Here is an 11,202-nt window from a genome sequence, read left to right as displayed (position 1 = left end):
GTGCCCCGCGTCATGTGCGTGCGCTCAGGCGCGGGGCACCCTGTCGATCGGCGGCGGGTCAGTCGTCCTCGGTCTCGAAGGCGCACAGCAGATCGGCGGCGACGCTCACGGCGATGGTCGCCGGTTCCTTGCCGGTGATGTCGGCCAGTCCGATGGGGGTCTTGATCCGATCGATGGTGGCCTCGTCGAAACCGCCCTCGGTGGAAAGGCGTTTGCGGAACCGCACCCATTTGGCCGCCGACCCGATCAGCCCGATGGAGCCGAGGTGCGGGGAGCGCAGGGCTGCGTCGCACAGCGCGGCGTCCTCCGCGTGGTCATGGGTCATGATCAGGACGTGGGTGCCGCGCGGCAGCTCCGCCAGCACCTCCTCGGGCAGCAGCGGCGTGTGATGCACGTGCACCTGTGCCGCGGCGTCCGCCAGTACGTCGAGCCGCTCCTCGGCGAGGATCTCTGCGCGGGTGTCGACCAGATGGAGGTCGAGGTCCTGGCGTGCCAGGATGCGCGCCAGTTCGAGACCGACGTGCCCGACGCCGAAGATCGCCACCGCCCGTACCACCGGCAGCGGTTCGAGCAGTACCGAGACCGTGCCGCCGCAGCACTGCACGCCGTGCTGGTTGGTCACCTTGTCGTTCAGGGCGAAGTCCATCAGTTCCGGCTCGGCCTTGGACACGGCCATCATCTCCCGGGCCCGGTCGATCGCGACGGCCTCGACGTTGCCGCCACCGATCGAGCCCCACGTCCTGTCCCGCCCCACCACCAGTTTCGCTCCGGCGTCGCGCGGGGCGTGGCCGCGCACGGTCGCGACGGTCACCAGCACTCCGGGCTCCCGGCGTGCTCGCAACCGTGCGACCGCGGCGACCCACGTCATATCAGGCACCGGTCGACGCTTTTGCGTCGGTGCGGATCTTGTCGCCCGAGACGTGCCCGATTCCGGCGTGGCCGCTTCCGGCGTGGCCGTCGATGGCGACCCCGTTGCGGACGTGACCGTTCAGGGAGGCATCGCCCTGACGGGCCTCCTGGATCGCCCAGTACACCGCCTCCGGCGTCGCGGGCGAGGCCAGCTCGACGCCGATCCCGCCCGGGCCGAACGCGGCCGCGGCCTGCCGCAGCGCTTCCCGTACCGAGAACGCCAGCATCAGCGGAGGCTCACCCACCGCCTTGGACCCGTACACCGCGCCTTCCTCGGTGGCGTTCTCCATGAGCGTCACGTGGAACTCCTCGGGCATCTCCGAGAAGCTCGGCAGCTTGTACGTGCTCGCCGCCTGGGTCTGGAGGCGGCCCCGGTGCGGCCCGTCACTGGTGTCCCAGCGCAGCTCCTCCAGCGTCAGCCAGCCCGCACCCTGCACGAACCCGCCCTCGACCTGACCGATGTCGATCATCGGGGAGAGGCTGTCGCCGACGTCGTGGACGATGTCCACGCGCCGGATGCGATAGGCCCCGGTGAAGCCGTCCACCTCGACCTCGGTCGCGGCGGCTCCGTTGGAGAAGTACTTGAACGGCGTGCCGCGGAAAGACTTGGCGTCCCAGTGCAGGCCCTCGGTCCGGTAGAAACCGGCCGCCGAGAGCTGGACCCGCTGGAAGTACGCGGTGCGCACCAGGTCGTCCCAGGCCAGCTCCTTGTCACTGCCCAGGACCCGGGCGACGCCCTCGACGATGCGTACGTCCGAGGCGTTGCCGCCCAGTTGGGTTCCGGCCACCTGCTGGAGCCGTCCGCGCAGTTGCTCGCAGGCGTTCTTGATCGCCCCGCCGTTGAGGTCGGCGCCCGCACTGGCCGCCGTGGCGGACGTGTTGGGCACCTTGTCCGTACGCGTCGGGGCGAGCCGCACCTTGTGCAGCGGGATGCCCAGCGTCGTCGCGGCCACCTGCATCATCTTGGTGTGCAGGCCCTGGCCCATCTCGGTGCCGCCGTGGTTGATCAGGACGGAGCCGTCCTTGTAGATCAGCACCAGCGCGCCGCCCTGGTTGAAGGCGGTGAGGTTGAACGAGATGCCGAACTTGATGCCGGTCAGCGCCAGCGCCCGCTTGGTGTGCGGGTGCGCGGCGTTGAACGCGGCGATCTCGCGCTTGCGGTCGGCGAGGTTGCCGTTCTCCTTCACCTGCTCCCAGACGGCGGAGATCCGGTCGGCCTGCGTGACCAGCTGTCCGTAGGGCGTCGTCTGGCCCTGGCCCGGCCGGTAGAAGTTGCGCTCGCGCAGCTCGGTGGGGTCCAGGCCCAGCTGCGGCGCCACGCGGCCGAGGATGTCCTCGATCACCAGCATGCCCTGGGGGCCGCCGAAGCCGCGGAAGGCCGTGTTGGAGACCGTGTGGGTCTTGGCGATGCGACCGGCGACCCGGGCGTTCGGAATCCAGTACGTGTTGTCGATGTGGCACAGCGCGCGGGCGAGCACGGGCTCGGAGAGGTCCAGGCTCCAGCCGCCGTCGGCGGTCAGCGTGGCGTCGAGGGCCTGGATGCGGCCCTCGGCGTCGAAGCCGATCTTCCACGAGGAGTGGAAGCCGTGCCGCTTGCCGGACATGGTCAGGTCCTGGGTCCGGTTGAGCCGGAAGCGGACCGGGCGGCCGGTGAGCTTGGCGCCGAGCGCGGCGACGGCCGCGAACCCGTGCGGCTGCATCTCCTTGCCGCCGAAGCCGCCGCCCATCCGCAGGCACTGCACGGTGATCTCGTGGGACGGGACCCCGAGCACGTGCGAGACGATCTCCTGGGTCTCCGACGGGTGCTGGGTGCTGCTCTGGATGAACAGCTGCCCGGCCTCGTCGACCAGGGCCAGTGCCGCGTGCGTCTCCAGGTAGAAGTGCTCCTGCCCGGCAAACGAGAACTCGCCGGTGAACACGTGCGCGGAGTCGGCGAAACCGGCGTCGATGTCACCGGTCTCCATCAGCGGACGGGCCCCGTGGAAGCTCTCGGCCTCGATCGCCTCCCGCACGGTGACGATCGCGGGCTTCTCGTCGAGTTCGACCTCGACGGCCGCCGCACCCAGGCGGGCCGCCTCCAGGGTCTCGGCAAGGACCCACGCGACGGCGTGGCCGTAGAACATGACCTCGTCGGGGAAGAGCGGCTCGTCGTGCTTCATGCCGGCGTCGTTGACACCGGGCACGTCGGCGCCGGTCAGGACGCGGACCACGCCGGGCACGGCGAGCGCGGGTTCGGTGCGCAGCGCGGTGATCCGGCCGTGGGCCTTCATCACCTGGACCGGGTAGGCGTGCAGGACGTCCTTGGTGCGGTACACCAGGTCGTCGGTGTAGAGCGCGGTGCCGGTGACGTGCTGGTAGGCGCTCTCGTGCGGCATCGAGACGCCGACGACCGGCTTTTCGGGGCGTTCGGACAGATGGCTCATGACGAAACCGCCTCGGTGGTCTGTGCGTACAGCTTCCGCAGGCTCTGGCCGAGCATCGCGGAACGGTAGAGGGCGCTGGCGCGGTGATCACTCATCGGTGTGCCCTCGCCCCGCAGTTCCCTGGCCGCCGCCTCGACGGTCTCCGCCGTCCACGGCTTGCCCTCCAGGGCCGCCTGGGTGGCCGGCGAGCGGATGGGGGGGGCGGCCACGCCGCCCAGACCGATGCGGGCCTTGCGGACGATGCCGTCCTCGATGTCGAGCGCGAAGGCGACCGCCACGCTGGAGATGTCGTCGAAGCGCCGCTTGGCGATCTTGTGGAAGGCGACGACGGGCGACAGCGGCAGCGGGACGCGCACCGAGCGGATCAGCTCGCCGGGACGGCGCACGCTCTGCCGGTAGCCGGTGAAGTAGTCGGCCAGCGGGACCACGCGCTCGCCGTCGGCGTCGGCGAGCACCACCGACGCCTCCAGTGCGAGCAGCGCGGGCGGGCTGTCGCCGATGGGGGAACCGGTGCCCAGGTTGCCGCCGAGGGTCGCGCCGTTGCGGATGAGCCGGGAGGCGAACTGCGGGAACAGCTCTGCCAGCAGCGGGACTTCACCGTCGAGGCGGCGCTCGATCTCGGTGAGCGTCAGCGCCGCGCCGATCTCGATGTGGTCGGACTCGACGCGCAGCTCCCGCAGTTCGGGCAGTCGGTCGATGCCGATCACACAACTGGCCCTGCGCGAGCGGATGTTCACCTCGACGCCCCAGTCGGTGGACCCGGCGACCAGTACGGCCTCAGGGCGCTCGCGCAGCAGCTCCAGCGTTTCGGCCAGGGTGCTCCTGCGCAGGAAGACGCTGTCGTCCTGGGTGTATTCGGTGACGGCCGGCGCGGGCGGGTCCTGCTCGCGGCGCTGCGCGAGCGGGTCCTCGTCGGTGGGGGCACCGACGGCGAACGCGGCATCGCGAATCGGGCGGTAGCCGGTGCAGCGGCACAGGTTTCCGCTCAGCGCGTGCAGATCGAAGCCGTTCGGCCCGTGCTCGGCGTCGGCGTGGCCGTCCGGGCCCGCGCCGGCGGTCGCATCAGCACCGTCGGCCGGGTCGGCACCGGCGCCGGGCTCCGCGTGCGTACAGCGGTCGGGACGGTAGTACTCGGCAGCCATGCTGCAGACGAACCCCGGCGTGCAGTAGCCGCACTGGGAGCCGCCGCGGACGGCCATCTCCTCCTGCACCGGGTGCAGGGTGGCAGGTGTGCCGGGTGCGCCGACGGTGGCGAGGCCCTCGGAGGTGATGACCTCCTGGCCGTCCAGCGCCGCGGCCGGGACCAGGCAGGCGTTGACCGCCACCCAGTCGGTGGGCTTGTCCAGCCCGGGGCGGGCCACCAGGACCGAACAGGCACCGCACTCGCCCTCGGCGCAGCCCTCCTTGGTCCCGGTGAGGCCGCGTTCACGCAGGAGGTCCAGCACTGTGGTGTGAGGTGCAGCGGGTGAAATCTGTGTTTCTTTCCCGTTGACCGTGATCCGCGCCGCTACCATGACAGGCCTTCGTTTCGGTGCGCGATGTATGGATTCATCATATTCGCCAATTTCGGGCAGCTCTCTGTGTTCAGACGCGCCGCGTGCGAGGAACGGGCGCGGAACGGCACGAAGAAGCGACGTGCCGGGAGATGGTGAGGGAAGAACCCCGGACGTGCCACGGAAGGGCACGTCAGAACGGCGTGGTCAGCAGCCGTGCGCGATCCGACCGGGAACCCAGGCAGTGCACTGGGCGAGGCGACCGAGATCAGAGCTGGTGTTCATCCGCTGGTCGCCTCCTTCCGGTATGTGTGGGCCGACTTCCACCGCAAAGTAGTGGCTGGAACCAGCGGGGTCAATAGCCTGACCTCGACCTTTCGGAAATCGCACGAATCAGGTCGCGGAACGCGCTCCCTCGGCCGCCTGCTGTTTCGATACGCCCCTGGGAACGCATCCCGAACAGGAAGCGGGTCACCCGCGTGCGCCGGACCAGCAGCTCGTACGCGGCGAAGGTGAGGACGAGGGCGATCACCACGAGCACGGCGTACTCGACCAGGATCGGCGCCGACCAGCCGGTCACGAAGTACGCGACGGTGACCACGACCGGCTGGTGCAGGACGTACAGCGGTAGCACGGCCGCGGCGAGATAGCCGTAGAGGCGCCGACGCTTCGCCGCGGCAGGGGCCGGAGCAGGGGCCTGGGCCAGGCCCTGGGCCAGGTCCGGGTCCGGGTCCGGGGCTGCCGCCGCACGCGGTCGCTCCGGCCGCCGCCGACGGTCGAGAAGGCCCGGGATGGCCACCACCAGGAACCAGCCGGCCGCACCGAACAGCGCCCGCGAGACGGTGGCCAGGGCGGTCATCTCCGTGAACGGCTCGTCGGCCAGGGCGAAGCCGGGGGCGGCTGCCACGAACAGCAGGACGCCGAGCAGGGCCGCGGTCCCGGCGGCGCGCCGCATCACCGTCCGGAAGCGGTCGTCGCAGGCGAGCACAAATCCCGCGACGAAGAACAGCAGGTACGACCAGCGGTGCCAGCCCGCGTAGTCCTCCTCCAGCCGTGCGAAGGCGCAGATCGCCGCGAGGGCGAGGGCCGGCAGGAACACGACGCCCTTCCGGTGCAGGGCCGCCTCCGCCACCCGGTCGCCGATGCGGCGGACCCGCTCGCGCGGCAACCACCGGTGGAACGGGGCCAGCATGAGGGAGAACGCCAGGAGGAGCACGACGAACCAGAGATGGCCGGTCTCGAAGTGCTCTCCCTGGACGAGGAAGGGGAACTCCTCCGGCTCCAGGTGCACGTCGTAGAAGCGGGGCAGGAAGCCGAGGTACGACTCGTGGTAGCCGGCGTCGGCCGAGCGCAGCCGCAGCCACTGCGGCACCGGGTTCAGCACGAGGGTCGCGAAGACCAGCGGAACACCGAGCCGCAGCAGCCGCTCGACGGCGAAGCCGCCCGCGCCGCGCCGCTGGAGCGAGTACCGGGCGCCGAGGCCGGAGATGAGGAACAGCAACGGCATGGCCCAGACGACCCCGAACCCGGCAATGATCATGATGGCTTCGGTGGTCTCGTCGTTCTTGACGTAGTAGTCGTCGTCGGTGGCGAAGACGAGCGCCGAGTGGAAGAAGACCAGCCCGACCACGACCAGCATCCGGATCGCGTCCAGCTCCGGCCGTCGCTCCGGCAACGGCGCCTGCACGGGCTCTGTGCGAGTGGTCATGTCGGTGCCCCCCGTCGCCTGCACACCACCAGTGTTGGGACGGCAGCCGCCGGGCGCCACCCCCGCAACGGACTCCGCCCACATCGAGGATCAGCCTTCGGAACACGTCATGAAAGCCGTCCCTCTTGGATACTTGGGACGCCTGCAAGAAGACGCGATGCAGAGGCCCTCCCTCTCACATCTCCCGGAGGTACACATGAAGATGCTCATCAACGTCCCCGAGACCGTCGTGTCGGACGCGCTGCGCGGGATGGCCGCCGCGCATCCCGAGCTCGCCGTCGACGTGGAGAACCGGGTCGTCGTGCGGCGGGATGCTCCCGTCGAGGGGAAGGTGGGGCTCATCTCGGGCGGGGGGAGTGGGCACGAGCCGCTGCACGCGGGGTTCGTGGGGCCGGGGATGCTGACGGCCGCGTGTCCCGGCGAGGTCTTCACGTCGCCGGTGCCCGATCAGATGGTGCGGGCGGCTGCCGCCGTCGATGCGGGACAGGGGGTTCTGTTCGTCGTCAAGAACTACACGGGGGACGTACTGAACTTCGACATGGCCGCGGAACTGGCCCAGGAGGAGGGCATCCGGGTCGACAAGGTGCTCGTCAACGACGACGTCGCGGTGACCGACAGCCTGTTCACCGCGGGGCGGCGCGGCACCGGGGCGACCCTGTTCGTGGAGAAGATCGCCGGGGCCGCGGCGGAGGAGGGCGCTCCGCTGGAGCGGGTGGCGGAAGTGGCGCGGCGGGTGAACGGTTCCGCGCGGAGTTTCGGGGTGGCGCTCAGCGCCTGCTCCACACCGGCCAAGGGCAGTCCTACCTTCGAACTTCCGCCCGGCCAGCTTGAGTTGGGGATCGGGATCCACGGTGAGCCGGGGCGCGAGCGGCGGGCGATGATGACCTCGCGGGAGATCGCGGACTACGCGGTGGATGCGGTGCTCGACGATCTGCGGCCGACCGGTCCGGTGCTGGCCCTGGTGAACGGGATGGGCGCCACTCCCCTGCTGGAGCTGTACGGGTTCAACGCCGAGGTGCAGCGGGTCCTTCGCGAGCGCGGCGTGCCCGTGGCCCGTACCCTCGTCGGGAACTACGTCACGTCCCTCGACATGGCGGGCTGCTCGGTGACGCTGTGTCAGGTCGACGAGGAGCTGCTGCGGTGGTGGGACGCGCCCGTGCAGACCGCTGCTCTGCGCTGGGGCCGCTGAGATGGCCCGGGTCGCGGAGGAAGAAGCGGACAGGAAAGGGGAATTGGTGCTGGATTCTTCGTTCTTCCACCGGTGGATGAGCGCCATGGCCACTGCCGTGGAGGAGGCCGCCGACCGGCTGACGGAGCTGGACTCCGCCATCGGCGACGCGGACCACGGGAGCAATCTGCGGCGCGGCTTCACGGCCGTCGCCGCCGCTCTGGAGAAGGAGCCGCCGGGCACCCCCGGTGGCGTACTGGCCCTGGCCGGACGGCAGTTGATCTCGACGGTGGGCGGTGCGTCGGGGCCGCTGTACGGGACACTGCTGCGGCGTACGGGCAAGGCGCTCGGGGAAGGCGGCGAGGTGTCCGTGGCGGAGCTCGCACAGGCGCTGCGGGCCGGTGTCGATGCCGTGGCGCAGTTGGGCGGGGCCGCCGCCGGGGACAAGACGATGCTGGACGCGCTGCTTCCGGGGGTGGCGGCTTTGGAGCAGTCCCAGGCCGAGGGGCAGGCTCGGGCTCCCGAGGCCTTCGCCGCCGCCCGTGATGCCGCCGAGAGCGGCGCCTTGGCCACCGTGCCGCTCCAGGCGCGCAAGGGGCGGGCCAGCTATCTCGGTGAGCGCAGCATCGGTCACCAGGATCCCGGCGCCACTTCGGCGGCGCTGCTGCTCCGCACTCTCGCCGAGGTGACCGTATGAGCGCCCGGGAGGACGGAAGCAGCCTGGTCGGGGTGGTGCTCGTGTCGCACAGTGCGGCAGTGGCCGCCGCCGTCGCCGAACTCGCGCAAGGGCTCGCGGGCGGCGGGCCGACCGCTCCGGTCGCCGCCGCGGGCGGGGACGCGGACGGCGGTCTCGGCACCAGCGCCGAGCTGATCGCCAAGGCCGCCAGGGCGGTGGACCGCGGGGCGGGTGTGGCTGTGCTCGTCGACCTGGGAAGTGCCGTACTGACCGTGAAGGCGATGCTCGCCGATGACGGCGACAGCGATGACGCGGACGGGGGCGGGGTGGCTGAACTGCCGTCCGGCACCCGGCTGTTGGACGCGCCGTTCGTCGAGGGTGCGGTCGCCGCAGTCGTCACCGCCTCGGCGGGGGCGCCGCTGGACGCCGTCGAGGCGGCGGCCTCCGAGGCGTACGCCTACCGGAAGGTCTGACGGTCCTTCCCCGGGCGGTGCGGGCGCCCTGTGTGCCCGTACCGTCGGCGGCCCGCGGAAGCGGCTCGGAAGCGGCCCCGGGAGGCACCCTCGGAAGGCGGCCCCGGGAACGGGCCTCGGGAGCGGCCCTCGACAGTCGTCAGTGGCCCGCGGGCGTGACGCCCACGCCCGCCACGCCCGGCGTCGAATCCTCGGCGGGCGCGAACCAGGTCGGCTCGTTCGCGAGGGCCTGCTTGATCCGGAAGGTGGCGAACTCCCGCATCTCGGGGAGCGCGTCGACCGGGAACCAGCCGACCTCCACGGACTCCTCGTCGTTGACCCGGGCCTGGCCGCCGGTTGCCCGGCAGGCCACCGTGACGTCCATGAACTGGCAGATGTCGCCGTTGTCGTACTGCACCGGCCTGAGGGTCTGGATGAGGACGACGCGCTCCACCTCGCACTCGACGGCGGTCTCCTCGAACACCTCGCGCACCGCCGTCTGCGCGGGCTGCTCACCCGGGTCGGAGATGCCGCCGACGACCGACCACTCGCCGTTGTCGGAGCGCCGGCCGAGCAGCACCCGGCCCTCGTCGTCGAAGACGACGGCCGTCACGCCGGGGAGGTAGAGCAGCTGGTGACCGGCGGTGGTGCGGATGTTCTTGATGAAATCGGGAGTAGCCATGAAAAGACCCTAATGGAGCTATTTGGTGCACCGTGCACGTACTGATCGGGCGACGGCCCACGCGAGACCGGCCGCACCCAGCAGCCCGATGACGACCTCAGGAGCGATGCCGACGCGGGTGGCGGGGGTGAGCGAGGAGCGCAACGGGACCTCGGCGACGAGTGCGTCCGGGGTGAACATCTTCGTCTGCTGGACGACCTTGCCGTCGGGCTGGATGACCGCGCTGACGCCGCTGGTGACGGGCACCAGGACGGCCCTGCCGTGCTCGGCCGCCCGCACCCGGCTCATGGCGAGCTGCTGGTAGGTCATCTCGCTGCGGCCGAAGGTGGCGTTGTTGCTGGGTACGGCGATGACCTGGCCGCCGTGCACGACGGTGTCCCGTACCGCGTCGTCGAAGGCGGCCTCGTAACAGGTGACCAGGCCGACCTTGGTGCCCGCCATGTCGAAGACGCCGACCTTCTTGCCCGGGCCGAAGTCGCGGCGCACCCGGTCCACGTCGGAGCTGAAGTTGCGGGCGAAGTCGCGCATCGGCATGTACTCGCCGAACGGCTGTATGTGCCGCTTGTCGTACGTGTCGACGGGGCCGCGCTCCGGGTCCCACTGGATGAGGGTGTTGCGCAGCTTGCCGGTGTCCGGGGTGAGGACGGCGCCGATCGCGACGGGGACGCCGATCTTCTTGACGGCCCGGTCGATGACGCCGCGGGCGTCGTAGTTGCGGTACGGGTCGAGGTCGGAGGAGTTCTCCGGCCAGAGCACGAAGTCGGGCCGGGGTTCCTTGTGGGCCTTCACGTCCGCGGCGAGCTGCTCGGTGCGGCGGGCGTGGTTGTCGAGGACGGCGCGCCGCTGGTCGTTGAAGTCCAGGCCCAGGCGCGGCACGTTGCCCTGGATGAGGGCGACGGTGGCGGTGCCGTCCTCGGCGGAGTCGTCGAGGAGGGGGCGGGCGGCGAGCGACGCCACGAGGGGGACGAGGACGGCGAGCGCCGCCGCCGCGACGCCCGCACGCGGGACGGTCCTCGTCCCGCGGTCCGTAAGACTGCGGGCCGTAGGACTGCCGTCCGGAAGGCTGCTGCGGTACGAGACGAACTGGCGCACCGCCTCATGGAGGCCGAACCCGCACAGGGCGACGGCGAAGCCCAGCAGGGGCGTGCCACCGAGGGCGGCCAGCGGCAGGAACACCCCGTCCGCCTGCCCGAAGGCGATCTTCCCCCAGGAGAAGCCCTCGAAGGGCAGCCGGGCGCGCAGCCCCTCCCCCACGATCCACAGTCCGGCCGCCCACACCGGCCAGGCCGGCAGCTTCGACGTCGCAGCGACGCCCATGCCGACGAGGGCGAGGAACAGCGCCTCCAGGAGGGCGAGCGCGAGCCACGGCACGGGGCCGACCTCTTCGCCCGTCCAGGACAGCAGCGGTACGAGGAAGCCGAACCCGGACAGCAGGCCGAGCCCGAACCCGGCGCGCAGCCGCCGCCCGTGCAGGGCCCAGCCGAGCAGGGCGAAGGCGGGCAGTGCCAGCCACCACAGGGGCCGGGGCGGGAAGCTCGCGTAGAGCAGCAGTCCGGACAGGGCGGCTGCGGCGGACCGCACCAGCCAGAGCCCTCGGCGGGATGCGGCCGGGGCAGGTTCCGGCGGGGCTGCTGCGGGGGTGATGGTGGTGCTCACCCGGCGGAGTCTACGGTGGCGCCCGGGGCGTGAGC

Annotated in this window: 9 protein-coding genes; 3 read left to right on the top strand and 6 right to left on the bottom strand. The window is 71.3% G+C overall.

What is annotated here, in order from left to right; genetic code table 11:
- Positions 1-58 precede the first annotated feature (58 nt).
- The 4 genes from xdhC to ACWGIG_RS16190 form a co-directional block, all read right to left on the bottom strand.
- Complete coding sequence (gene xdhC, locus ACWGIG_RS16205) at positions 59-868, bottom strand: xanthine dehydrogenase accessory protein XdhC (RefSeq protein ID WP_453322239.1); 810 nt, start codon at positions 866-868, stop codon at positions 59-61.
- 1 nt (position 869) lies between these two features.
- The gene (xdhB, locus tag ACWGIG_RS16200) at positions 870-3,332 is read right to left on the bottom strand and encodes a xanthine dehydrogenase molybdopterin binding subunit (protein ID WP_453322237.1); all 2,463 of its coding nucleotides are present in this window, start codon (positions 3,330-3,332) and stop codon (positions 870-872) included.
- The gene (locus ACWGIG_RS16195) at positions 3,329-4,846 is read right to left on the bottom strand and encodes a xanthine dehydrogenase small subunit (protein ID WP_453322236.1); all 1,518 of its coding nucleotides are present in this window, start codon (positions 4,844-4,846) and stop codon (positions 3,329-3,331) included. The genes xdhB and ACWGIG_RS16195 overlap by 4 nt, the downstream gene beginning before the upstream one ends.
- Positions 4,847-5,180: 334 nt before the next feature.
- Complete coding sequence (locus ACWGIG_RS16190; RefSeq protein WP_453322235.1) at positions 5,181-6,533, bottom strand: acyltransferase family protein; 1,353 nt, start codon at positions 6,531-6,533, stop codon at positions 5,181-5,183.
- 196 nt (positions 6,534-6,729) lie between these two features.
- Here ACWGIG_RS16190 and dhaK point away from each other — a divergent pair, with 196 nt between their 5' ends.
- The 3 genes from dhaK to ACWGIG_RS16175 are packed head-to-tail and all read left to right on the top strand — an operon-like array spanning position 6,730 to position 8,850.
- The gene (gene dhaK, locus ACWGIG_RS16185) at positions 6,730-7,722 is read left to right on the top strand and encodes a dihydroxyacetone kinase subunit DhaK (RefSeq protein WP_453322234.1); all 993 of its coding nucleotides are present in this window, start codon (positions 6,730-6,732) and stop codon (positions 7,720-7,722) included.
- A 46-nt stretch (positions 7,723-7,768) separates the two neighbouring features.
- The gene (gene dhaL, locus ACWGIG_RS16180; RefSeq protein ID WP_453322233.1) at positions 7,769-8,398 is read left to right on the top strand and encodes a dihydroxyacetone kinase subunit DhaL; all 630 of its coding nucleotides are present in this window, start codon (positions 7,769-7,771) and stop codon (positions 8,396-8,398) included.
- Positions 8,395-8,850, top strand: coding sequence for a PTS sugar transporter subunit IIA domain-containing protein (locus tag ACWGIG_RS16175; RefSeq protein WP_453322232.1), 456 nt, complete (start codon positions 8,395-8,397; stop codon positions 8,848-8,850). Before dhaL ends, ACWGIG_RS16175 begins: the two co-directional genes overlap by 4 nt.
- A 139-nt stretch (positions 8,851-8,989) precedes the next feature.
- On the opposite strand, the gene ACWGIG_RS16170 is transcribed toward ACWGIG_RS16175, so the two are convergent.
- Together ACWGIG_RS16170 and lnt are read right to left on the bottom strand one after the other, a co-directional pair.
- A complete protein-coding gene (locus tag ACWGIG_RS16170) occupies positions 8,990-9,511 on the bottom strand; it encodes an NUDIX hydrolase (RefSeq protein ID WP_453322231.1) in 522 nt (173 codons plus the stop codon).
- Positions 9,512-9,529: 18 nt separating this feature from the next.
- Positions 9,530-11,167 (bottom strand): apolipoprotein N-acyltransferase, encoded by a 1,638-nt coding sequence (lnt, locus tag ACWGIG_RS16165; protein ID WP_453322230.1) that lies wholly within the window; start codon positions 11,165-11,167, stop codon positions 9,530-9,532.
- Positions 11,168-11,202 lie beyond the last annotated feature (35 nt).

The sequence above is a fragment of the Streptomyces sp. NPDC054863 genome (genome assembly GCF_053610825.1).
Note: the sequence above shows the minus strand (reverse complement) of the source record. Positions and strands in the feature narration are given on the sequence as shown.

Excerpts from the sequence above, each read along its gene's own strand:
- ACWGIG_RS16190 (WP_453322235.1), bottom strand. The coding sequence starts at position 6,533 with ATGACCACTCGCACAGAGCCCGTGCAGGCGCCGTTGCCGGAGCGACGG.
- ACWGIG_RS16195 (WP_453322236.1), bottom strand. The coding sequence starts at position 4,846 with ATGGTAGCGGCGCGGATCACGGTCAACGGGAAAGAAACACAGATTTCA.
- xdhB (WP_453322237.1), bottom strand. The coding sequence starts at position 3,332 with ATGAGCCATCTGTCCGAACGCCCCGAAAAGCCGGTCGTCGGCGTCTCG.
- ACWGIG_RS16170 (WP_453322231.1), bottom strand. The coding sequence starts at position 9,511 with ATGGCTACTCCCGATTTCATCAAGAACATCCGCACCACCGCCGGTCAC.
- ACWGIG_RS16175 (WP_453322232.1), top strand. The coding sequence starts at position 8,395 with ATGAGCGCCCGGGAGGACGGAAGCAGCCTGGTCGGGGTGGTGCTCGTG.
- dhaK (WP_453322234.1), top strand. The coding sequence starts at position 6,730 with ATGAAGATGCTCATCAACGTCCCCGAGACCGTCGTGTCGGACGCGCTG.
- xdhC (WP_453322239.1), bottom strand. The coding sequence starts at position 868 with ATGACGTGGGTCGCCGCGGTCGCACGGTTGCGAGCACGCCGGGAGCCC.